Source organism: Bacillus sp. URHA0034 (assembly GCF_056280405.1).
Window position 1 is genome coordinate 5,909,878 of the sequence record NZ_JBWCDK010000002.1, and the last position, 22,717, is coordinate 5,932,594.

General features: G+C 35.4%; 21 protein-coding genes and 2 pseudogenes. 7 read left to right on the top strand and 16 right to left on the bottom strand.

Features of this window, described 5'->3' with window-relative positions:
* Positions 1-7 precede the first annotated feature (7 nt).
* The 6 genes and pseudogenes from ACZ9EE_RS30730 to ACZ9EE_RS30755 all read right to left on the bottom strand — a co-directional run.
* A pseudogene (locus tag ACZ9EE_RS30730) lies at positions 8-991 on the bottom strand (DUF3231 family protein); the annotation flags it as partial.
* A gap of 61 nt (positions 992-1,052) precedes the next feature.
* On the bottom strand, positions 1,053-1,262 hold the full coding sequence (locus tag ACZ9EE_RS30735; protein WP_215039890.1) for a hypothetical protein: 210 nt from the start codon (positions 1,260-1,262) through the stop codon (positions 1,053-1,055).
* A gap of 625 nt (positions 1,263-1,887) precedes the next feature.
* Positions 1,888-2,091, bottom strand: a complete 204-nt coding sequence (locus ACZ9EE_RS30740) for a cold-shock protein (RefSeq protein WP_160723167.1) — start codon at positions 2,089-2,091, stop codon at positions 1,888-1,890.
* Between the two features lie 346 nt (positions 2,092-2,437).
* On the bottom strand, positions 2,438-3,883 hold the full coding sequence (cshA, locus tag ACZ9EE_RS30745) for a degradosome RNA helicase CshA (RefSeq protein ID WP_476032388.1): 1,446 nt from the start codon (positions 3,881-3,883) through the stop codon (positions 2,438-2,440).
* A 345-nt stretch (positions 3,884-4,228) separates the two neighbouring features.
* On the bottom strand, positions 4,229-4,429 hold the full coding sequence (locus ACZ9EE_RS30750) for a cold-shock protein (RefSeq protein WP_160723171.1): 201 nt from the start codon (positions 4,427-4,429) through the stop codon (positions 4,229-4,231).
* A gap of 1,570 nt (positions 4,430-5,999) precedes the next feature.
* Positions 6,000-6,461, bottom strand: a complete 462-nt coding sequence (locus ACZ9EE_RS30755) for a CarD family transcriptional regulator (protein ID WP_215039902.1) — start codon at positions 6,459-6,461, stop codon at positions 6,000-6,002.
* 1,145 nt (positions 6,462-7,606) lie between these two features.
* Between ACZ9EE_RS30755 and ACZ9EE_RS30760 the strand changes: the two genes are divergently transcribed.
* The gene (locus tag ACZ9EE_RS30760; RefSeq protein WP_476032389.1) at positions 7,607-8,704 is read left to right on the top strand and encodes a molybdopterin-dependent oxidoreductase; all 1,098 of its coding nucleotides are present in this window, start codon (positions 7,607-7,609) and stop codon (positions 8,702-8,704) included.
* Positions 8,705-9,068: 364 nt separating this feature from the next.
* On the opposite strand, the gene ACZ9EE_RS30765 is transcribed toward ACZ9EE_RS30760, so the two are convergent.
* On the bottom strand, positions 9,069-9,908 hold the full coding sequence (locus ACZ9EE_RS30765) for a DUF2935 domain-containing protein (protein WP_476032390.1): 840 nt from the start codon (positions 9,906-9,908) through the stop codon (positions 9,069-9,071).
* 231 nt (positions 9,909-10,139) lie between these two features.
* Here ACZ9EE_RS30765 and ACZ9EE_RS30770 point away from each other — a divergent pair, with 231 nt between their 5' ends.
* The 3 genes from ACZ9EE_RS30770 to ACZ9EE_RS30780 all read left to right on the top strand — a co-directional run bounded on the left by ACZ9EE_RS30770 (position 10,140) and on the right by ACZ9EE_RS30780 (position 11,679).
* Entirely contained in the window at positions 10,140-11,054 is a 915-nt protein-coding gene (locus ACZ9EE_RS30770) for a type II toxin-antitoxin system SpoIISA family toxin (RefSeq protein ID WP_476032391.1), read from the top strand.
* Between the two features lie 57 nt (positions 11,055-11,111).
* Positions 11,112-11,321, top strand: coding sequence for a hypothetical protein (locus ACZ9EE_RS30775; RefSeq protein WP_476032392.1), 210 nt, complete (start codon positions 11,112-11,114; stop codon positions 11,319-11,321).
* 214 nt (positions 11,322-11,535) lie between these two features.
* On the top strand, positions 11,536-11,679 hold the full coding sequence (locus ACZ9EE_RS30780) for a hypothetical protein (protein WP_476032393.1): 144 nt from the start codon (positions 11,536-11,538) through the stop codon (positions 11,677-11,679).
* A gap of 123 nt (positions 11,680-11,802) precedes the next feature.
* On the opposite strand, the gene ACZ9EE_RS30785 is transcribed toward ACZ9EE_RS30780, so the two are convergent.
* Together ACZ9EE_RS30785 and ACZ9EE_RS30790 are read right to left on the bottom strand one after the other, a co-directional pair.
* Positions 11,803-12,432 (bottom strand): class I SAM-dependent methyltransferase, encoded by a 630-nt coding sequence (locus ACZ9EE_RS30785; protein ID WP_476032394.1) that lies wholly within the window; start codon positions 12,430-12,432, stop codon positions 11,803-11,805.
* A 149-nt stretch (positions 12,433-12,581) separates the two neighbouring features.
* Entirely contained in the window at positions 12,582-13,289 is a 708-nt protein-coding gene (locus tag ACZ9EE_RS30790) for a DUF421 domain-containing protein (RefSeq protein WP_476032395.1), read from the bottom strand.
* Positions 13,290-13,616: 327 nt separating this feature from the next.
* Here ACZ9EE_RS30790 and ACZ9EE_RS30795 point away from each other — a divergent pair, with 327 nt between their 5' ends.
* Complete coding sequence (locus ACZ9EE_RS30795; protein WP_476032396.1) at positions 13,617-14,486, top strand: cation diffusion facilitator family transporter; 870 nt, start codon at positions 13,617-13,619, stop codon at positions 14,484-14,486.
* Positions 14,487-14,584: 98 nt separating this feature from the next.
* On the opposite strand, the gene ACZ9EE_RS30800 is transcribed toward ACZ9EE_RS30795, so the two are convergent.
* The 5 genes from ACZ9EE_RS30800 to ACZ9EE_RS30820 all read right to left on the bottom strand — a co-directional run bounded on the left by ACZ9EE_RS30800 (position 14,585) and on the right by ACZ9EE_RS30820 (position 18,782).
* Positions 14,585-14,959 (bottom strand): hypothetical protein, encoded by a 375-nt coding sequence (locus tag ACZ9EE_RS30800; protein WP_476032397.1) that lies wholly within the window; start codon positions 14,957-14,959, stop codon positions 14,585-14,587.
* Positions 14,956-16,458 carry an FTR1 family iron permease gene (locus tag ACZ9EE_RS30805; protein ID WP_476032398.1) on the bottom strand — a complete coding sequence of 501 codons (1,503 nt, stop codon included), beginning with the start codon at positions 16,456-16,458 and terminating at the stop codon, positions 14,956-14,958. Before ACZ9EE_RS30805 ends, ACZ9EE_RS30800 begins: the two co-directional genes overlap by 4 nt.
* 451 nt (positions 16,459-16,909) lie before the next feature.
* Positions 16,910-17,371: a CBO0543 family protein gene (locus ACZ9EE_RS30810; RefSeq protein ID WP_476032399.1), complete on the bottom strand. Its 462-nt coding sequence runs from the start codon at positions 17,369-17,371 to the stop codon at positions 16,910-16,912.
* 41 nt (positions 17,372-17,412) lie between these two features.
* The gene (locus ACZ9EE_RS30815) at positions 17,413-17,913 is read right to left on the bottom strand and encodes a CBO0543 family protein (protein WP_476032400.1); all 501 of its coding nucleotides are present in this window, start codon (positions 17,911-17,913) and stop codon (positions 17,413-17,415) included.
* A gap of 395 nt (positions 17,914-18,308) precedes the next feature.
* Positions 18,309-18,782 (bottom strand): hypothetical protein, encoded by a 474-nt coding sequence (locus ACZ9EE_RS30820; RefSeq protein ID WP_476032401.1) that lies wholly within the window; start codon positions 18,780-18,782, stop codon positions 18,309-18,311.
* A 265-nt stretch (positions 18,783-19,047) separates the two neighbouring features.
* On the opposite strand from ACZ9EE_RS30820, the pseudogene ACZ9EE_RS30825 reads away from it, so the two are divergent.
* A pseudogene (locus ACZ9EE_RS30825) lies at positions 19,048-19,266 on the top strand (PAS domain-containing protein); the annotation flags it as partial.
* 474 nt (positions 19,267-19,740) lie between these two features.
* Here the strand turns inward: ACZ9EE_RS30825 and ACZ9EE_RS30830 are convergent.
* Positions 19,741-20,205: a CBO0543 family protein gene (locus tag ACZ9EE_RS30830; RefSeq protein ID WP_476032402.1), complete on the bottom strand. Its 465-nt coding sequence runs from the start codon at positions 20,203-20,205 to the stop codon at positions 19,741-19,743.
* 419 nt (positions 20,206-20,624) lie between these two features.
* On the opposite strand from ACZ9EE_RS30830, the gene ACZ9EE_RS30835 reads away from it, so the two are divergent.
* Entirely contained in the window at positions 20,625-21,986 is a 1,362-nt protein-coding gene (locus ACZ9EE_RS30835) for an arsenic transporter (RefSeq protein WP_476032403.1), read from the top strand.
* A 273-nt stretch (positions 21,987-22,259) separates the two neighbouring features.
* Here ACZ9EE_RS30835 and ACZ9EE_RS30840 read toward each other — a convergent pair whose 3' ends face one another.
* On the bottom strand, positions 22,260-22,658 hold the full coding sequence (locus tag ACZ9EE_RS30840) for a VOC family protein (protein ID WP_476033163.1): 399 nt from the start codon (positions 22,656-22,658) through the stop codon (positions 22,260-22,262).
* Between the last annotated feature and the right edge of the window lie 59 nt (positions 22,659-22,717).

The following is a 22,717-nucleotide window of genomic DNA, read 5'->3' on the forward strand; positions in this document are numbered from 1 at the left end:
GTATCACTCAATTCAACATTTGATTGCGTTCTTCCATTTGAGGTGGTTCTTCCATCCAACCATTTTTAATCATTATTTTTGCACCTTTATGAGCATATTGAAATATATCTTTCATAAAAATAGTCATTTTAGCTGGTAAATCATTTCGTAAACTAAAAGCGGTACCCAATGAGCCACTACCCATAGAAAAACTGCAAAAAAGACTTGTACAATACATCATCAATTTATCAGAGAATGGGGCTATTGTAGAACGTGTTGCATTACCACCTGATGTTTGAGGAGCTTGTATATTGTTTTGAAGTAAGGTTTCACTTAATTCCTTTATAATACTTTTAGCAAGTTCAGCTCCATCATTAAAGTAGTTTTTAACTTCTCCTTCATTTGCACATTGAGCAAAACCTGTAACCATTTGAAGACCAAAGATATTTGATTCGATTGAATGATGAATTTGAGCAACTTCAACCGTATTTAATGAACGCTTTTCGCTAAATGGGTTTATGGAGAGTCCACCCAAGTAGTTGTTATCTTTAACAAATTCAACTGACTTTGGCATTGAAACATGAGGAGCTTTAACAAGAAACCCCTTTTCAAACAAATATTGTGTGCAAAGGTTGTAATACTTTTGAGTAATAGCAGTTAGCTCTTTAAAAATCATTACTTTATCTTCTCGATAAGCCATAGTTATATTTAATGAGTGAAGCCCCATACTAATTTCTTTTAATAGGCGAACAAACATGATGTCAAAACCATTATCATATAACTTTGGCACCTCTTTGTTAACATCTTGAGCAGTATATCCAACTAGTATTACAGCCCCTTCATTTTGTAAAGTTTCTGTGATAATTCCAACATAACTGTCAATTTCTTCATATAAATTAGTCATAATATCCTTGGCTTTTTCATCATCTGCTTTCTCTATAAAATATTCTAATATACGTAAAATCATCGTCTTTTCCTGATATGTAAGCCATAATACACCTAATTCAGATGAATAAGAAGTTCAATAAAAAGTGCGCTAATCCTAATTGGATCAACGCACCCGTTATATACGTTTAGCGTGACGCTATTGGCGGTTGGCACACGTCACATTTACGTTGGTTATTATTTTTAAATTTCGTAAATGTTTTTTCAAAGTTGCTACCACATGCACATTTAAACAGTAACTTTTGAGAAAAACCGTGATATTCCGTCGATAGCAACTTACTTTCCGAATTGTTCTCAACAAATTCTTTAATTTTACCAATCGTCCATCGTTTATTCATTCTCTTACACCCTCTATTTTTTCGCTAGTCGGAGGCTTACTTGCCATCCGTTCAATTATGAGTAAAAGTCGTAATTATCCTAAGTTCCTCATTATAACATGAGCAGGTAAACAATTAAACTAATGGAAGTATCTTATTAATACAGATAGGTAAGGCTTTGAAGTTATCGCCACCCTTTCCCCCTGTTCACACCGTAGGTACGACTTTCACCGCATACGGCGTTCCAATTCATTCAATTATATTACATCATATGGTAAAATGTGGAGTTCTTTATTACTCCTTTATTTCACTATGCCTTCACGAAGCCATATTGGTCTTAATTCATTACATTTAAACCGTAATCTACTACCAAGGGTTAAGAAATCCTGCGAATTAGCGAGCATTTGCGAGAAAATCGTATTAAACTGAGGGAGATTAAGTACAAAACTTCACAGTTTTAGCCACTTTCTACAATAACACTTTAAAATTGTAATTAGGAGAATTCGTCATTATGTGATACACTGTGTTTACCATTTGATTTACTTGTTTACATGTGCCCTACTCATTCGTGAGTGGGGCTCCTTGTTTTTAAAAGAATAATAATAAAAAAGCAGACTCTATAAAAGAGTCTGCTTTTTTATTATTATTACGAAGCTTTACGCACGTTAGCTGCTTGAGCTCCACGTTGACCTTGCTCAACGTCAAAAGTAACTGCTTGACCTTCGTCTAAAGATTTGAAACCTTCGCCTTGGATCGCTGAGAAATGAACGAAAACGTCTTCTCCGCCTTCACGTTCGATGAATCCGAAACCTTTTTCTGCGTTAAACCATTTTACTTTACCTTGTTCCATTTTGTTTCCTCCTGCTGTGTGCTTTGCACACAATGTGTTACTATCCTTGCACTCAGTGATCATCAAGACGAATAGTTAATCTTATATTATCCTTTACACCGAACAAAAATAATTCTTCTAAATTTTAACACTTTTGAAAAGTATTTGCAAGAACATTATTTTTATTTTCTTTTAAAATCGTTAGCACTTTTTAGTCTGATGTTTATTTTGAAAGCATTAAATATTTTTTATAACGCCGATTAATCCTTAAGCTATATTGTTCAAACATAGTTAAATCTAGAGGGAAAAAAAGGCTATTATGAGGACGATAGCTACTATAATCCTCCTTGCATTATTTTCACAATCCTTACTTTTTCTGTGAGGTCATGGAAGTTTTTTTTCGTTTACCATTTCCCGCCTTTCCCCCAAATTCCCTATTCCCTCTATAGTTTTTCCTTGATTTCTCTTGTACCCTTATTTTAGGCTTACTGGCATATCGCGGTGTTTCGGAAGTCAACTGAACAGGAATATCCCTCTGTTCCTTCGACAACAATTTCAAGGCAATTGAAACTAACGCGATCGAATCGAACTGATCGAGCAATTCACTCGCTGCATGTTTAAACTGTGAGTACTGCTCCTCTTCAACCAATTGAATCATCTTTTCTACTGCGTCTTTCTGTAAAGACTCCCTTGCCTCTGCTACCGTTGGTATTGACTTGCGCTGTATCTTTCCTTTCGAGGCTTGTTCAATACTGTGGATTTGTCTGGTTTCCCTCGGTGTAGCAAATGTAATAGCTAACCCTGACTTACCTGCTCTCCCCGTTCTGCCGATTCGGTGAACATAACTTTCCGGGTCTTGAGGAATGTCAAAATTGTAGACGTGGGAAACCCCTGAAACATCAATTCCCCTCGCAGCCACATCGGTCGCAACTAAAATATCTATGTTCCCCTCACGAAATTTATTCATCACAACATCTCGCTGTCGTTGATTTAAATCTCCATGCAATCCGTCAGCAAGATACCCTCTTTTATTCAATGCATCACTTAATTCATCCACGCGTCTTTTTGTTCTCCCAAAAATCACCGCTAATTCTGGGTTATCCACGTCTAGCAGACGGCAAAGCACTTCAAATTTATCTCGTTCATTAACCTCATAATAAACTTGCTTTACATTTGGAGCTGTGACTTCCTTCGCTTTCATCTTTACTAACTCTGGATCGTGCATAAACCTTTCGGCAAGATTTTGAATCGGTTTAGGCATGGTTGCGGAGAACAGCAAGGTTTGTTTTTCTTCAGGGGTCTCTTTTAGGATTCGTTCGATATCCTCCAGAAAGCCCATATCTAACATTTCATCAGCTTCATCCAAAACCACCAATGAGATACGGTCTAATTTTAGCGTTTTACGTTTAATGTGGTCCAAAAGTCTTCCGGGTGTTCCCGTAATGATGTGAGGTCCCTTTTTTAATGCCTTAATTTGGCGATCTATCGACTGCCCTCCATAAATAGGGAGAGAGGTTATACCCATGTATTTAGCCAGTCGATTGATCTCTTCTGAAACCTGAATAGCTAATTCTCTCGTAGGTGCGATTGCAATCGCCTGAACGTATTTTTTACTCGTATCCACTTTCTCCAAGATCGGTATGGCGAAGGCAGCCGTCTTTCCGGTACCTGTTTGTGCTTGACCAATAATGTCCTTTCCCGACAAAGCTATGGGAATGGCTTTCTCTTGTATAGGAGATGCTTCTTCAAATCCCATATCCGTAATCGCTCTTTTTATGGGCTCACTAATGCCCATTTCCTGAAATGTTGTCATACTCAAAAACCCCTCCTAAGCGTTTACTATTTTTTATATTGTCTATACCCTTGATTGAATGCACATCTGTACTGATTTTTACAAGCTAATTAGGTAATTAAGGCATCCACCCATCGGGTGCTAAGGGAAATACTGACAATAGGCATCACGGTGATATAAGTGTCGACTCATCCCACTGAAGTGACCTGCAAAAAAAGAATATTGTTTTCAGGACATATGATACACTGAGTTTACGATTTGATTTATCGATTCAAGTACCTCTTGAATTAGTCAGTAGGTTTTTTTGGTTTAAAATAAAAAACAGACCCTTAAATAAAAGTCTGTCCTTATTCGTTCTTCTTATAATTAAGCTTTATGAACGTTTGAAGCTTGGGGTCCGCGTTGACCTTGTTCTACGTCAAAAGTAACCTCTTGACCTTCTTCAAGTGATTTATAGCCTTCGCCTTGGATCGCTGAGAAATGAACGAATACATCGTCTCCACCTTCACGTTCGATGAATCCGAAACCTTTTTCGCTGTTAAACCATTTTACTTTACCTTTTTCCACTTTTAGTTGCCTCCTATTGTGTAAATTGCACACAATTGTTGATGGATTGTAACATGACCAAGATGTTTAAGGAATCTTGGTATGGTCATATTATTACCTTGATGAATGAAAGTTTATTCAGTATATATGTTTAATACGAAACCATCCAAGAATATGATTAAAAATATGGCTTGTTTTACTGCTTTTAATCCCCTAAAAAATGCTATAATAAAATAGGAGCTAATTAATACTTTGATGTAGAGTAGACCCTGCATCTAGTAATAAGCTTGGCTTTCTTTTACTTTATTCTGTATAAAAAAATTTAAATAACCCAAGTTAAAAGTACCAAGAGCGCCAAAAGCTTGGAACTTTTTACTGTCAACTGCCATCCTGTCCCCATAAGATGGTAGTTCTATTCTTTTTATTCCCTAAAAAAACACCCTTTTTTCATGAGCGCTTCTTCATATTTTCCTACAGCAGTTTTTCTTCTTCGATGAATTCTTCCATCCATTTTGACTTGCACTTACCCCAGGCAAACGATTGGTAGAACCTGTTGATGATTTCCAAATGTTGACGTCGGCTTTTTTTCTAAACTTTGTGAAAGGTTGTACTTAATCTAACCTGCTAGGTTATTTCAATAACCTGCAGGGGTATGCGGTGAATCTTTCTCATTTAACAGTTTGAAACAATACGCCATTCATCTGCTACAAATTTTTCTATATAGTCAATGAGACTAATTTCTTAGTATCTTCTTGTGGAGAGTGGGTGGTTCCTTTGTTCTTCTAGATGGCAACTTACTCGTTCGAGAAAAGTTGCTAGGGATAGAGTATTGGACAAATAGTCTCATGGGACAAGGGACCTGTTCCCTCGTCCCATTATTCGGGGAAAACATTGAAGTAAAAGGAAATGACAAAAGTATACTCAAGTACAAAGAGGTGATTATGCTGGGTCCCCCCTATGATCAGAGTTCATATTTACAAAGGGGTAGGAGATCAATTAAATTTTAGAAACGTTTTCTGCTTGAGAGCCACGTTGTCCTTTTAGTATATCAAATTGTACGCGTTGCATATAAAACCATCACCAGTAATCTTTACTATTGTTATGTAAATAAAATAAAAAATGGTTTCCTGTCTGGAAACCATTTTTGTAGTTGACGATATGGTGTTACCAATTCGTTTTTCTCTTTTACGTAAAGAAGATAAACAATTACTATTCACTGTCTCAGTAGATGTAAAAAATTCTTAAAGATAGAGGTGAGATTGATTATTTCTTCTTCTAGAAAATAATGACTTAAATAATAAATTGTATACCTAAAACAATGAAAGCCCTACCTCTCTTTCATCCTTACGGCTCCTTGTCCGTGCCAGTGTGAATCAGGACTATTTTATCGAGTTATTTGATAAAACTTCAAACGTTCGTAAAAGAAATTTAAATAATAAAAATGGATTAGGTTGTAGAAATAACAAAAGAGGTTAATGCTCTAAAGGTGAGTTGGAGAAGTTGAATGTCTTTGAAAAGATTTACTTTTAATAATATTCCCCCAAAATTCAGGATATTTTCGGGAGATGTAAAACATTATCATAAATTAACCTTAACAGAAACTTTTTATTTGATTTTCAGTAATCCCATTAATTAATCCCAGTTCACTAATCAAAAATTCATGTGCTGTATCTAACATTTTTTTTTCGCTTGTATTAAGTGCTTTTTCTTTCTTCATACGCATTAAATCACGTACAACTTCAGTGCATTCTTGTATTTTACCTGTTTTTATTTTGTCCGTGTTCACTCTATACCTTTGTTTCCACGGCAGTAATCTATCTGATTCTCCATGATGAAAAATGTTTATGATCTGTTTTAATGCAATTATGTCAGTAACAGGGCGTATTCTTGAACTCAATATTTTACCCGTAGGAATCATGACTTGCATATTACCGATTAACATTTTTATGACATAATACTGTTGTTTTTCCCCTGAGATTTCCTTTTCTTCTATCGCTTTAATTATTCCTACTCCGTGCATTGGATAAACAATGTTATCGCCAATTTGAAACAAATAATCCACCTCCATATATTATAACCTTCTTAACCTTAACATATCTATTGTTTTTTATCAAATTTTTAATAATATCATAAATTTATTTTCAGTGTCAACTACTTTTACTTTAAAAATCAAAAAAAGCAAAAACAATAGGAATCGTGTTGATTACCAATAAAGGGAAGGTTAATATTCCCGCGTATATTCTGAAACCTCTACTAACCTTAATAGTATTATTCTATATAAAACCTACTCCTCCTGTATGTTATCACTAAGGTTTAATTGCCTTTCTAATCTTTTTATCAAACACTCCACCATAACGAGCATAAACTCGAACAAACGATGGAAATAATTGAAATTTAGTGCAATTCTTTCATCTAAACCCCCAATAAAAATTTTACCCTCTTAACCATAAATAAAAACAGTATCGCCGCAGCGATCCTATCATTAACATATAAATTGCACCTTGATAGCTTGTTAATAATCTAAAACCGATTATTTCCCCTTATTTAATAGTTCACTAGATTGAAATGGAAGTTGAATGTGAAACGTAGTAGCTTCCCCTAAAACACTATCAACCTCTATAATTCCACCGTGTTCATGGATGGTTGTATAAACCTGGGTCAAAATTAAAGTGCATAATTTTTATGGTATATAATATTACGTTATATGGAGAAACGAAGAATAATACCCTTCAAACGTAAAATAATTTATTTGGGCACACTTAATATTCATTTAGGACAAATAAATCGGGTTTTTTGATAAATTAGAATCGAGAGTGGTGCAGCACCTTACTCTTCGAAGATCTGTATTAAGATCTCTTTATTTCCTTATTCAAATAAAACTGAGCATCCTATTCATTTGATGTTCATAAGTTATGAATGCAATTGGCTCAAACCTATTTTTCTTAATGAATTAAACAGCTAAATAGCTAACAAGGATTGATGAGATAAAATCAATTAATAATAAAAATTTTAATTAATTTAATCCTATGATAGATTAATATTAACGCTGTTTGCTTTAAAAGAAATATAACTCAGGAAAATAAGATGAAAACCAAATTTAGTGACCTTGGAAACGAAGGTCTTAAAAAATTCTTTAAGAACTTTATATAGTTTCCAGTTTTAAAATTCAACTAAATTAAGAGATTGAGGGTGTTGAAATTGAAGAAATGGTTTCCTCATGGGAAATGGACAAAGTATTATGTATGGCTTCACCATTATTCCATTATTTCTTTTTTGGGTCTCATGTTAACAGGACTTGTTCTTTATATCCCTTTTTTTCATGTAAGGCTTATACGGTATTTATCCTTCCTTTATGATGCTCATATTTTCCTTGGTATCGTGTTCTTTCTGTCGTTATTTTCTCCCATTGTGAAGAAGTTGCCAAAGATGAACCGTATACGAAAAGTCGATTGGTTTATGCCGATTTTTTTTGGTATGGCGATTGTTTTAACCGGATTTACTTTGTGGAAGGTCAATTGGTTTCCCGCAAGCATTAGAGAGGCAGCCTTCCCTTGGCATGGGAATTTGTCTTATCTACTAGGCATATGGTTTATCTTGCATGGATTCTTCAAAGCAACAGGAAACCAATATTCCCAAACAATCGTAACGAAAAAAATGGATTCAGAACGTAGACAATTTCTGCGTTGGGGAGTTTCAGGGTTTGTGATCGGTGCTATTGTAATGACTCCGTTTCAGAAGCTTTTCACTTTCCGTCAGACAGTATCAACAAATTCGAAACCGGGTGTACATGTGTTTCCGGAATATTTTACAGTGACTGACAATTATCCAAAAGTCTTGCTCGACAAGTACCAATTCATAATTGATGGTCTAGTGACTACTAAAAAATCCATGACTATTGAACAACTTAGGTCTTTACCTGTTACCAAACAAATCAAAAATTTCCAATGCGTTACAGGATGGACCGTAGCCGATGTTGAATGGGAAGGGATTCTCATCCGCGAGCTTGTTTCATTGGTAAAACCCACTTCAGAAGCTTCATTCATTACCTTCTATTCTGCCGATGGCGTCTATACAGAAAGCCTATCCCTAAAAGAAGCGATGGAATCCGATGTTCTTCTTGCTTATAAGATGGATCGACAGCCGCTTCGCGTTGAACAAGGTTTTCCACTTCGATTAGTGGTGCCAAGAATGTATGGGTACAAATCAATCAAATGGGTAAATCGTGTTGAATTTGCATCCACTCGTGTTCAGGGATATTGGGAACAACGAGGCTATCCGGCTGAGGCGACGTTTTAATCAAGTAAAAAGGAGGAAAAAACATGGGGGAGGTTCGATTAAACTGCGGCTTAATTGCTAAATTTGGTGAACGGGAAAAATGTAGTAAATATTTTATTAAATGCCTCAAAATCCCTAAAAAAACTTCCGGGGTGTGATATTTTTCATACTAAAGTTTCCAAAGAGATTACCTCGGTTGAATATTCCCTTTGATACAGTTCATTGATCAAGAATACTAAAAGTAAAAAAAAATGTGGCAACCTACATAATGATAGGTGCCACATTTTGTTATATAAGACTTTAAATCAAAGTTTTAATTTTCATAAAAATAGCTACTTATACTGTATGGTGGATGCTAAATACTTTAACTTTTGCAGTATCTAGGCTATCGGTTACCGCCTGTAAGATGTGCGTCAAACATATCAATGATTTCTAGGAACCTATCAGCTTCCCGGAAAACATGGTCTGCTAATAAAGGATGAATAATGCTCTTGATTTTACATTGCTCAATTAAATCACGGGCTGTTTTCTTGAAGTCCCTAAGAGATACGACCGACACCCGATTTTGATCAAGGAATTGATCTAAAAGTGGGACTGTTTGAGATTGTGGCTTCATAGATTCTAGATCCCTTGCTTGATACAGCAATTGATCAAAGTCATTGCTGAAATTCCGTGCTAGATCAACTAGTTTCCTTTCTGACGGATCAAGAAGATGACCAATAAATTTAGCATGGTCTGCCATAATCCTTAAGAAGAAGACATTTTCTTTAATAATGGCATCTGGAAGCGATTGTAACTTTCCTTCATTTAATTCAATTAATCGTTTTCTAAAATAATTAGCTTCCCTACTTATATGGTCAACCAATAGTGGGAAATTATTGGCACCTGGCAATTTGCATGTAAGAATTAGACCTAATACTTTCCGTTTAAATACAAAAATATTGGTTGCAGCTTGTTGTACCTCTGAATTAAATCTTCTTATTTGTTCGGGGTCTGTTTGATTATTAAAAGAAAGGGCCGTTTGTTCGATGTGTTCAAATAAGCGATAAAATTGATTAGCCTCTTGAATTAGTTGAGTATCCTCTGCTCTAAAACCCAATCGAAGAAATAAAGAATGTTCTTTCATGATCCTTGCCCAAAAACGAATTTCATTTAAAGAGCGCTCAACAAACAATCCAGATGTAACACCTGTATCAGCATGCAAAGGTGTATGATCCCCGTTCATTCTATACCCCCTCGAAATAGTCCTTTTGATATATTCATATTTACATTTTCATTTGAATATGCCTTAAAGTATACGTTCCGTTAGTGTGGAGCTCAATTAGAAAACAAAAACAAATGTTATAGAATTTCTTGAGTACCGTTTTTCTGTACTAATGTTCCTCCCTCCTATTAGTGTTCTAAACATATAGGTGACTCCTAGAATATGATATAATCATATTCTAGGAGGTGAATTATGGAAGGATTTCAGGAGGATACTGAAAAATGGTTTGATGACCCCCGAAACAAAGTCATTTTAAAAATTTTTGTCCCTATTATTCTTGCAATTCTTCTACTAATTGTTAAGGAATTTTGGGGTGACTCCCTCCTCTCCTTTACCCAAGAAAACAAGTGGTTTATCTTGACTGGTTTTGCCGCTGTCATTCTCTACATAAGTTGGGCCTTTAAAGATTTCTTTACAAACCATAAACAAAATTTGCGGAGAACCTGGTATTTCTTGTTTATTGTTGGGATCGTATTGCTGCTAACTCAAACAGGATTTACTGTGAAAGAATGGCAGCGATATACTTTGTTGGCAGCGATGTTTATCTTTGTAGATTTAGCCTTGTTTCTTACTCCATCTATAAAGAAAATCGGCGGAGCTGAAATGGAACAAATCAATGAAGTGGAAAGCGTCAATGACGAAATGAAGAAGGTTATTGTCCAAACGCAAAATAGAAGCTTACAATTTACCTATATATTGGACATGATGCAAATAGCATCCTTTAAAACCCAAGAATGGGATGAAATCGAAGTTTATCAGGAGAGTTTAGAGGATTTTTTGTTTTCATACGGGGAAACCTGCAGACAAGAGATTACGGTCTTTAAGAAAGACAATGATCATTTTTTTAAACAAGAAGTGGGCACCGTACTCGGAGTGAATCTTACCGAAGTACAAATGAATTTGTTAAATGACAATATCGTAGTTCATATTGATAAACAAACAGTTCTTATTCCCTACTTCGAAAAAGTGTTTCCTGTTGTCATTTCGATTCAATCGGAAAAGGAACATGTGTTGGATATAGATATTGACCATATCATTAACCTATGTTTGATTCATACTTGGTTAAAAAAGCCAGAAGATGAACAGCCAACTTGGCAAACCTTGTAGATAAAAAATTGTTAGTTTGGTAGAATAAGGGTAATACATAGGAAAGGAGTGGATCCAATGCCAGAGCGTACAAACAAAACAGATGGAAATGTAGTCACTATGGTTGGAAGACGCAAAGGTAGAGTGAAGTCGCCTTTTTTACAAGAGAAGGCTACTCGAACAGTTCCACAAACTTCTCCATCATTGTATACTAGGGAATTATTTAAGAGAAGTGATGAAGCTGTAGATCGCTTAAAGGATAGCCATTACGGTGAAGTGCGACGATAAGACAGGATTTTATTCCTGTCTTTTTTTATTGGGTGAAATAAACGATCATTCCCCCATCTTCTTCGGCTTAAATTTCAGACCTTTATTTTGAGCAAACTCTCAACCAGATCTTTATAGCTTTTTGATTAAAACCAACATAATTAGACCATACAGACAGTATATATGTACATAGAGACAGTATATATGTACAAGTAATTGTATGGGAGATGATGTTGTGGCTGTAAGAAAAAAGAAAAGCCCCTTTTTAATGGACCAGCCCTCAGGTTCCTTACCAAAGCGGGATAAGGATCATAGTTTACTTCTAAATTTGCATAAGAAAATGAAAGACAATATTGATAAATTAAAGAAAAACAGATAACCTTTGACTTCCCTTAATCCTCCTTTATTAAATACGTAAGCACTTGAAGGTCTTAGTGAATAGGTTACACTTAAGCCTTATCGATTAACAATTCACTATTTTTGATTTTTAATGCAAATGTAATTATAGTCCTTTTTGACATTTTACCATTATAAATTTAAATGGAGGTTTATTTTCCATATTCTTATGTGGTTCAACAATTTCCGAAAACTCTATCAGGCCATATTTTCCGAATTCTTGTTTTATCGAGTCAGAATCATAAAAAAACATTTTTACCCCTTCCATTATCTCATAATAGTCTTTACCTAATTGTTTGCCCTTTCCAAACATTGGGGCTTCTTTTGAAATAGTAGTAAATATCATATAACCGTTGGGATTTAATTGATTAAAGCAATCATTAATTAACTTAGCTCTCTCACCATTATTCAATAAGTGAATAAGTGCATAACAAAATATACCTTCATAAAGTTTGTGATCAAAAGGCATATCGGTTACTGAGCCATGAAAAATACTAATATTTAGTCCATTTTGCCTTGCCAATTCAATCGCTGTTTTTGAAATCTCAATACCTGTAACCTTTATTCCGTTGTCAATAAAAACCTTGGCATTTCTACCATATCCAATACCAGGAATCAATATATCCTTAACTTTCTTTTCAAGGAAAAAATCCTTTGTCAAGATTGCAGAGTCTGAAGGTTCAAATCCCCACATCATTTGATTTTTTAAAAAACTTGATTCCCAAAATTCAGTCATCCCACAATCTCCTTTACAAACATTGGCTTTCTTTCTTTAAAATCTACTGTTTTTGAATAAGTATAGGGCTTAGATTACATAGAACATCAAGTTCTACCTTTATTGTTTCGCCTCCTTACTTCAATAAAATCACCAAATCACAGTTAAAATTAATTGTCTCTCCCAGGCTTGTAATTATAAAGATCGCTTTTATGTGCAGTAACTTCATTATTATCTATGAACAGCTGTCCGTCTTCTTGGTAAGTTGCTAAGGTAATGTTCTCTATTTTTTCGCCCTTCTTTTCAAGTTCACCTATAAGCCAACTTCGGTCTAAGTCTAGATATTTTAAATTATGATAAACAACCTGACCGTCCATTATCAGCGGGATAGGAAGGTACTCTTTTTTTACATGTAAATTTAAATCGTTTGGTTGAACGGGACGATAATCCGACTTAGGGATCACACTAATACTTCCTGTGGCCTCCATCACTGCAATAGAGATACTTTGAATATCTGTGTACCCTTTTACTCGTAAATGTGATATTAATTCATTCATTGGCATACGTACCTTTTTTAACCCTTTTCTGTCTATGTCACCATTATGAATTAATACGGTAGGACTTTCATATAACATCCATCTTAGTTTATTATGTAACGATAAGCGGATAAAAATTTTATATAAAATGACGGTGATTCCAGCATAGGTAATCGCTTTTCCCATATTTGTTACTTCCACAGGGCTACTAATAATATTGGTAAGAATTAATATATACAATAAATCAAATGTGTGCATCTGAGCTACTGCCTTTTTTCCTGTAATCCTTAAAAACAAATAACCTACCACAAAAACGATGAATGTCCGGTAAAATGTTTCCAATTTGGCATCTCCTCTAAAACAAAGGTTTAACAATGTTAGAATTACCTTTAGTATTAGAAGTTTCACCCCCAACTAAACAATCCAACATATTTATTTAATTCATATATCGAAACAAACATATCATTTAATCCATAACTTTCTCAATAAAAAAACACGTAGATTTTTTAGATAAACTTTTTTGTGTAATACTTTTCAAATCAATTGTTTCCTCAAAGAAACTTTTTTTCACCTCTATTACTTAGTTAGCACAACGACAAAAGGTTTCTCTAGACCCACTTGATCCTTATGATTCATAATGTAAAAGGATAGAAACGTGGGGGAAGTAAAATGGAAGAACAAGCATATTTGGACTTGAAACGCGGAGAACGTGGCGCAGTAATAAGTATTATTGCTTATATTTGTTTGTCTGCATTAAAATTAATCGTTGGATATTTGGCAAATTCTGAAGCCCTAAAAGCAGATGGGTTAAATAATGCTACTGATATCATTGCCTCAATCGCCGTACTTATCGGTTTAAAACTATCTCAGCGACCTGCTGATGATGATCATCCATACGGCCACTGGAAAGCGGAAACGATTGCCTCCATGGTCGCTTCGTTTATAATGGTGGTAGTCGGAATACAAGTGACATATGAAGCGATTTCTAGTATTTTTCATGGCCGTAATGAATCTCCTGATTTAATCTCTGCATGGACAGGCATCATTTGTGCCGTAGTTATGTATTTTGTCTATCGATATAACAAAAAACTGGCCAATGAAATTAATAGCCCATCTGTTATGGCAGCGGCAAAGGATAATCTGTCAGATGCCTGGGTAAGCGTAGGAATATTCATTGGTATCATGGGTACCCAGTTTGGTCTTCCTTGGCTCGATCCGTTAACTGCCATTATAGTGGGTTTACTAATCTGTAAAACCGGCTGGGAGATTTTTAGAGAAGCATCCCATAACTTGTCGGATGGCTTCGATGAAAATGTAATAGAATTATACAAAGAAACCATCCATAATTGCTATGGCGTAAAAGGTGTAATGGATATTAAAGCCAGAAATTATGGTAATAACGTAGTTGTTGACATCGTCATCTTAGTCAATTCGCATTTAGATGTTCGTGGAGCTCACGATATTGCAACTGATGTGGAGCTGAAATTAATCGAAGTCCATCATGTTTATGATGTTCATGTCCATGTAGAACCTAATTAAGTATTTGTGATATAAAAGGTTCAAATATAAGAGAACAATTTAAATCACAGCAAAAAAGAGACCTTTTGAAGAGTCTCTTTTTTGCTGTTCCATTTCATTTACTTCGTTTTTTCATCCAATTCTTTCAACGCATCAGTAAGTTGGCCGTTTAAGTTTCCTAATGCTCCTTTATCTAACGTTGCTGCTTCTGAACCTGCAATGGTTGGGTCTAGATAAGTTTCAATTTTTTCGTATAAATCTTTGTTATCCTTCTTAACCTCATCTTCAAAAGAAGACCATTGATCCTCTAATTGCGGTCCAACTTCCTTTACCTTTGCCTGATCGCCGCTATCAATTGCTTTTGACAATTCTTCAGTTGTATCCAACATTTTATTGACACCATCGGAAACTTTATGGTCAGTTGAACTACAACCCGCTAAAACTAATGCACTTCCAAGACCAAGGGCTAAAACTAGAGATGTTATTTTTTTCATGACAGCTTCCTACTTTCAAAGTTTGTATTTTTTTCCGTAATCAGTTTTTTGTTTTTCAATCGTTTAGATAAAAGGATTATAACGGCAGCTACAATAAGGATTGCTTGTGGAATAGTGCTTTCCCATGAAGGATAGAGTGCAAAAAATCCTATACTTGGAATACTTGATGAATTCGTTGTTTGAATAAAACCTGCTAGCTGAAGACTGTGTATTCCCATACCGGTAAACTTAATACAAAGGTAAAATACGATGATACTAGAGACCATAAAGAATGGACGTAACGGCAGTTTTAAACCGATAAATACCATTAAGTAGGCCAAAATCCCAAGGATCACAGCTCCAATTAGAAAACCAATTAATAAGGACTGTAGATTTATTTGACTAGCCATTCCGATGTAAAATAGGACTGTTTCCGTTCCTTCACGAAATACCGCCAGAAAGGCAAGTACTCCCAAGGAAACAAGTTTACCCGTGGTTAAAGCGGTTTGGCTTTTTTCACGAATATATCGATTCCAATCAGCAATATTTGATTGACTATGAAGCCAATAACTCATGTACAGTAACATGACTGCTGCAAAAACCCCTGTCCATCCACCTATAAGCGCATTATTGTTACCAAAAGCTCCGGATGAAATAACGAATTTGACGATGATGGCAAGGATTACACTAACGGCAAGTCCTGATAACACTCCAGACCAAATCCAGCCTTTTCCTTTACCTTCACCCGACTTTTTCACAAAGGACAGAAGCGCAATAACGACCAATAATGCTTCCAAACCTTCACGAATTAAAATCATCGCTGCATCCCAGTAAGTGTAGTGAGATTTATTCGCTAGAGGTGTTAAATAATTAACCATGTTTTCTATGACTCTATTAGCTTGGTCGTAATTTGGTGGATTAGCAGATAGCATGGCCTGAATGGTAACCAAATCTCTCTCAGAATCACTATATACAGAGGCTGATTGGGCAACCACAACCCCTTCAACGCTTAACCAACTATCACTAGCATTTTTTATTCCCTCAAGTGCTTTTGATTGATTGTGTTCCTTTACTTCATTCTTTGTTTGTTGTAGAAGTAAAATAAAATCATCTAAAGATAGATCTTCTTTCTTAAATGCTGCTTCTTTTGGATAACCGCCGTTTGCAAATTTCTCGTTCACAGCTCTTAAATCTTGTAAAGCCACTAAAACTTGATCTGGTTTTTTAATGGTAAAGGCGTAAATGACCTTTCCCATATTCGATTCAATTTCCCGATAGGCAGTCGCCGAATCAGCTTTTATCCCTTCTTCGATTTGTCTCCAAGTTTTGTTAAATTGATCATAAGCCTTTTCAGCTCCCGAAAGGTCCCCTTTAGAAGCTAAATCAATGGCTTGATTAATTGATACGTTCGCCTTCTTCATCTCTTCTTTTGAATTTCCAACTGCTAACGCAGGATTATGTACCTTTATTCCAAAAATTAATAGAAGGATAGATATCAAAAGTAATAATTTCTTGCCCATAGGGTCCCCCTAATTGTCTAAGAATTTTAATTGATAATGAATTTCAATTTCAACTAAGTATATCATATTTCACGTGAGAATGATTGTCAATTAGTGTTTTTATTATTTTGACAATAATAATAGCTTTACCTATACAGGGTAGCTAAAAAAAAATCGCCGCAGCGATTTCTAGAGAGTTTAAACACTCATTAATACAAAAAAACACCTATTGTAATCTAGGCATAGAGACTGGAAAAACCATAGGCCTTTTTCCGAGACTGTTAAATATCTCCTGTCTGAATCTCCCCTTCATTCAGACAACCCTAAGAATTCTCTCTCAAGCCTCTGTCCGAATCTTTTCACCATATAGACAAACTACGCCCTTTTTCTGATGATCCAGTCCGAATCCACCCTACATTCGGACTACCATAACCCTCTTTCGGAAGCACCTGTCCAAATTAACAAGATCAAGTTAGAACGTGTCTTCTTTATTTTTTAAATGCCTGAACAAAGACAAATGAATTAAATGCAAAATTAAAAGAACTGGATAGGTTAACGCCGAGTAGTACAATTTCCATCCACTGTAATAAAAGAAACCACTCTTTAAAGCGGTCCATTCGTAGAACAAACAGAACGCCGTCCAAAGAAGAATATAGATGAATTGTTTCAGAATCGATTCTTTAGCAGGATAAAAGTTTAAATACAGAATACCTGCTGCGGGAAATAGACCAGCAATAGCTATAAAGCTTTTCATTTGAACTCCTGCCGCAAAATATCCATAAAGCTGGTATTTCAAAGCAATAATCACATCTATAGTGAGACCTAATAGAAATGAAAATAAGGCAGTAGAATATATTTCTTGTCTTCTCAAATGTTTAGGTACAAAATAAGCGGCTGAATTTAATATTAGGACTGAGCTCAATAAGTAAACCATAAATTACTCCTTATTAGTTTGTAATTGTGTCTCATTCTTTACTATTTCAAGGGAATGGAGTTAATGAAAATAAGAATAGTTGTAACAGGTATGGATAATAACATAGTCCATAATGGTTTCTTAAAATGCAGCCGCAGCAGTATAAACAAAAGAATATTAAACATAAACGAATGAAAGATGGTCCAGCCATGTTGATAAGAAAAAGTCCCCGTCCATAATAGGATTACTTCATTTACTGTATAGATCATCACCCATATAGCAGTCCACCGAATAGAAATAAAATGATTGGGTGGATACTTTCCCATATAGATTAAGATTGTACAGGCAAAAACGATAAACTCCCCTGCTATACAAGTCACTTCATTTTTAAGTGGCCAAGTCGGCTCAAGTGACCAAAGTCGATGTGTATAACTGACATAGTAATATAGTGCGTCGCCGAGAAGAAAATAAAGGATGGTCGAATAATATCTTTGCCAATTTCTCCAATCTCCCCACCGTAATGCTGCTATTAACCATGTACATACCCCTATTATTTCAGCCATTTTTTCTCCTTTTAAAAAAAATAAATTAAGCAAACCTTTATTAAGTAGTAATCCCCATTACAGGTAAAACTTAGAACATAAAAGATATTTCTTAATCAACAAAAATCAAGTTTTTGAGTTCCTGAATATTTAATTTCCTTTTTACACTTGTTTACCCCCAAAACTGTATCTCTTAAAATTTCAGAAAAAAAAATAAAAAGACCACCATAGTAAAGAAGCCCTTTTTTGAATAAACAAAAAAAGCACCTTAAATAAGTGGTCTCCTGACCTCCTTCGCTTTAGCCTACGAAGTTAGCTGACGGGTAGGATGGCGAAAAAGAGGAATATTAAAGCCACAAGTTAGGATCACTTGTGGCTCTTTATTTTTTTATCATTTTTCTCTTATTATTAATGTATTATTTGTAACTTCTTAAAATATCATCCACTGTGGTTTTCATAGCGTATATCACCGTTTTCTTGTATCGTGCAGCTATAAGTAAGACTTTAATTTGTTCCGAACGGGAAAGGTTTTTAAAGCGAGGCTCTTGTTTCAAAAAAGACCGAACAATTGACCAACTGGCTGGTATTAACGGAAAATCATCTAGGGGTTGTTTGTTTCGTATACGGGGAAGCCAGGATACCATCCGTGGGGAATTACTTTTATCAACTATACAAGGTGCATAGATGTTTTTGGTATGTTTTTTTATGGATTCAAATCGATCTTGACCGCTAACAATAATGTAACTGCCATCCTTCCTATTTTTTCTGACAACCAACACAAACATACAATCCCACATTAATCTCTGCAGTTTTTTTATGTGTTCTGTAATTTTCATTGATACATCAGGTTTGATTTTATTAAGAGGAATATACTGTATTGTGAATTTCATACTTAGTCCCTCCATATTTATACTTGTACCCTCTTCATTTCCATAAGAATTTCAAATTCGCGATGTATCAAAATTCTATAAATCCCTATTTCAGTGAATTATAAAGGAAACGACATATTTGTATATTTTTATGAAATAGACGCATGTCACATTCGAATTTATTACGAATCATGCATTAGAATTTAATTAAATAAAACACTTTAATGCAGCCCCATTGTGTCAAAGCGTTTCATGTGGACGTTTTTGTACTACTCCCCCTCTATCGCTTGAACTTATGCTAAACCACTTACCTGTTGATATTACTTTTATCGACCAAGATGATGTTGTCCGCTATTTTTCACACGGTAAAGAAAGAATCTTTGCTCGAACCAAAGCGGTGATTGGCCGAACTGTTCAAAACTGTCACCTGCCAAAAAGTGTGTATGTCGTCGAACAATTATTACAAGACTTTAAAACAGGTATCAAAGATTGTGAAGATTTTTATAGCCCTTACCCACTGAATTGGAAGTGGTGAAGTAAAAACCACTAATTTAGGCTATTATCCAATCATGATTAGGTGATTACTCATAATCTACTGTAACTTATAAATGAAAGGATGATATTTATGTATCCTTACATATATATTCATCACTACCATCCATGGTATAGCCATTTTGCAGTACCAATTATTCCTCCACCACCTGTACCGCCCGCTGCCGTTACCTACCGAACTTTATTAGTACCCTACTCAGGGAAAAATATATATTCTCTACGAATTTAAATCGCCCTTTTGAACATAGTAGTAGATAGGTTATCAAGGTAGGGAGAATCTTATGCTATTTATTATGTAATCACTATAATCATGAAGTAAAAGAAAGCCTATTCTTAATCAAATGACCTTACTTCAAATTTGAACTACAATAAAATAACAGGACAGCCACAGCCATCCTGTTTTTTATTCGTGTCCTATTGAGACAAGTTAGTTTCCTCTTGCTGAATGCTTAATAAATTTCCTGATTACTTTGAAGTTTATCACCAGTATTAGAAAAATAAGAGGATACAATAACGCTGAATACCACCATTTCCATCCATGGTAATAAAACAGCTCCGTCGATTGGGCTATTTTTTCATAGATAATAGCAAATATTGACCACGCTAGAATATAAATCATTTGCTTTCTGTTTCCCTTTTTAAAGGGAAAGTAATTTAAATAAAGAAAATTGACAGCGCTATATACAACGATTATGTACGGAGTTGTAGCCCATTCAACACCTTTGCCAAAGTATCCAAAAAGATCATATTTGAGGACTAAATAGACATCTGTAATTAAATCAAAATACAAGGCAAAGAAAGTGGAAGAGTAAATTTCGATCTTAGTTAAGTTTTTTGGAACAAAAATCATTGCTAAAATTGAAATAATCATTGTAATGATAGCCAGTAACATTTTAGGAGCCTTTTCGATTTAGTTGTTATTCCCTTTTATATTCACCATATACTCTTCACGATATACTAAATGAAGAACCCCATTTTATTAAAAATTAGTCAAACCGTATTGGCGGAGCTTTTATAGCTTCGCTTTTTAATTTTCGTTCTAAGGATAAGGTCCTTTATAATCTAATGAAATTTTTTCTGTTAGATTGCCTCTCAATATCAGATAAATCCATTCAATTATTATTTAGACTTAAGTTGATTTTTCCGAAAAAGGGTACAAACCTAAAGCCTGTCTCATTCGTGATACATATAAATACAGTACAAACTCACAAGATGGATAGATGGCAGGGAGGGATAATAGCACAGTAGCATGGGAGGTAGTGTCGTCTCAGGGATCATCCTGAATGAACAGCTAGATGGAAGGAGATTATCATGATTGATTTAACCGTTTGGATAACCATCATTACCTTTTTGGTTACCCTCGGATTTATTCTTTGGAGACCTAAAGGCATTAATGAGGCTATACCTGCCGCAATAGGGGCCTTTATTGTCGTGCTTTGTGGAGGTGTCTCGTTATCAGACCTGGGTATCATTGCAGAAACGATAAGTGGTGCCGCCATCACGATTATGGCAACAATTGTCATGGCGATTGTTCTAGAAAGTTTTGGTTTCTTTAATTGGGTCGCGGAAATATTGGCTGCCAAGGCAAAAGGATCAGGAATTCGTTTGTTTTGGTATGTCAATCTTTTATGTTTTCTTATGACGCTTTTTTTTAATAACGATGGAAGTATCTTAATTACAACCCCTATACTCGTCATGTTATTAAACAACATGGGCTTAAAAAATCATCAAAAAATCCCGTATTTACTTTCAGGTGGGCTAATTGCCACCGCTTCGAGTGCCCCAATCGGTGTTAGTAATATTGTTAACTTAATTGCCCTTAAAATTGTGCATATGAGTTTGTATCTGCATACAGCGATGATGTTTGTACCAGCAACACTAGGTCTGCTCTTGCTAGTTGGGCTACTATTCTTACGGTTTTACAAAGTTCTGCCGAAAACCATTCCAACGAAGATTACAGGCTTGTCGTTTAAATCTTACCATCCACTCAAACCAGTCCTTGAGCATAGTTCGGACAAAGACCGTTCAAGATTTATGCGAAATGTTCTATTATTCGTATTCGCTGTCCGAGTCAGTCTCTTTGTCGCCTCGTTTGTGAACATTCCCGTTTCTCTGATGGCCGTTTTCGGATCACTTGTCCTGTTAGCTTGGAGATGGGCTTATTTAAAAATACCGCCTGTCGATATGCTGAAAAAAACGCCTTGGTATATCATCGTTTTTGCTTTTTGTATGTATGTCATCATTTACGGTCTGAATAACATTGGGTTAACTGACTGGCTAATCACGTTTATGCAGCCAATTGTTTCCGGAAGCCTGTTGCATGCGAGTGTGATGATGGGTGTACTTCTATCGGTACTCTCTAATATTTTTAATAATCACCCAGCGCTCATGGTAGGAACGCTCACATTAACGCACATGCATCTAGATTTACTCTCTTTGAAAATTGCTTATCTGGCAAACGTGATTGGCAGCGATATGGGAGCATTATTGCTGCCAATGGGTACACTCGCTACGTTGATGTGGATGCACATTGTGAGAAAAGGAAAAGTGAAAATTACTTGGTGGGAGTATGTAAAAATTACCAGTGTAGTGATTCCCCCTACTGTATTATTCACATTAGTCGTTTTGTACTATTGGGTTTCATGGCTTTTTGGCGGTGTACTTCAACAATAGGACGATGGTGAAAAAAGGAGAATGAAAATGTTCAACATACAACTATGGTAAAACGAACAAAAAGTGAATAGAAAGAGTGATGTACATGTTGAATCAAAAAAAATCCACCTCGTGTGGCAAACGAGGATGGATTTCTGACTCACCTATTATGTTGGTTTTTGACCGTGTCGTTCCGAGACACGGTCTCTTTTTAGTGTTTCACCTATGGTTAGAATATGTTTTCTCGGAAAATTGGTTCAAGGTATAAAAAAATTTTGTGATATAGGCTTGTGTTTATACCAGTTCTTTTTGATCAACATTTAGTTCAATCAAATTACCATCAGGGTCGGCACAGAAAATTTGGGCGAATCCGCTTATTCCGTCTGGTTTTTCAAGGATTTCAACTTCATTCTGTTTTAACCAATTAAGAGTTTCAGCATAGTTCTCGACCCTAAGCGCAAAGTGACCTTCTCTGCTCGATATGCTTTTATCACTACGAATCGTCTGTGAAGTGGGATCGACTATCAAGTGGAGCTGCTGGCTCCCTATCCCTATTTCATACCAGGCACCTGGAAAATCAAAATCTGGACGTTGTATTTCTTTTAAACACAAAGTGTTACTGTAGAAATCTTTTGCTCTTTCTAAATCAGTAACTGTCAGACTTATATGATGGAGGCATTTATATTGAATCAATTCCTTCACTTCTTTCATTTGAACTTAATTAATTTTGAGTCTATTCTATTTTTGACTAA

Excerpts from the sequence above, each read along its gene's own strand:
- ACZ9EE_RS30775 (WP_476032392.1), top strand. The coding sequence starts at position 11,112 with ATGCCAGAGCGTACAAACAAAACAGATGGAAATGTAGTCACTATGGTT.
- ACZ9EE_RS30830 (WP_476032402.1), bottom strand. The coding sequence starts at position 20,205 with ATGTTACTGGCTATCATTACAATGATTATTTCAATTTTAGCAATGATT.
- ACZ9EE_RS30835 (WP_476032403.1), top strand. The coding sequence starts at position 20,625 with ATGATTGATTTAACCGTTTGGATAACCATCATTACCTTTTTGGTTACC.
- ACZ9EE_RS30810 (WP_476032399.1), bottom strand. The coding sequence starts at position 17,371 with ATGGTTTACTTATTGAGCTCAGTCCTAATATTAAATTCAGCCGCTTAT.
- ACZ9EE_RS30785 (WP_476032394.1), bottom strand. The coding sequence starts at position 12,432 with ATGACTGAATTTTGGGAATCAAGTTTTTTAAAAAATCAAATGATGTGG.
- ACZ9EE_RS30765 (WP_476032390.1), bottom strand. The coding sequence starts at position 9,908 with ATGAACGGGGATCATACACCTTTGCATGCTGATACAGGTGTTACATCT.
- ACZ9EE_RS30795 (WP_476032396.1), top strand. The coding sequence starts at position 13,617 with ATGGAAGAACAAGCATATTTGGACTTGAAACGCGGAGAACGTGGCGCA.
- ACZ9EE_RS30800 (WP_476032397.1), bottom strand. The coding sequence starts at position 14,959 with ATGAAAAAAATAACATCTCTAGTTTTAGCCCTTGGTCTTGGAAGTGCA.
- ACZ9EE_RS30735 (WP_215039890.1), bottom strand. The coding sequence starts at position 1,262 with ATGAATAAACGATGGACGATTGGTAAAATTAAAGAATTTGTTGAGAAC.
- cshA (WP_476032388.1), bottom strand. The coding sequence starts at position 3,883 with ATGACAACATTTCAGGAAATGGGCATTAGTGAGCCCATAAAAAGAGCG.
- ACZ9EE_RS30820 (WP_476032401.1), bottom strand. The coding sequence starts at position 18,782 with ATGAAATTCACAATACAGTATATTCCTCTTAATAAAATCAAACCTGAT.
- ACZ9EE_RS30815 (WP_476032400.1), bottom strand. The coding sequence starts at position 17,913 with ATGGCTGAAATAATAGGGGTATGTACATGGTTAATAGCAGCATTACGG.
- ACZ9EE_RS30805 (WP_476032398.1), bottom strand. The coding sequence starts at position 16,458 with ATGGGCAAGAAATTATTACTTTTGATATCTATCCTTCTATTAATTTTT.
- ACZ9EE_RS30740 (WP_160723167.1), bottom strand. The coding sequence starts at position 2,091 with ATGGAACAAGGTAAAGTAAAATGGTTTAACGCAGAAAAAGGTTTCGGA.
- ACZ9EE_RS30770 (WP_476032391.1), top strand. The coding sequence starts at position 10,140 with ATGGAAGGATTTCAGGAGGATACTGAAAAATGGTTTGATGACCCCCGA.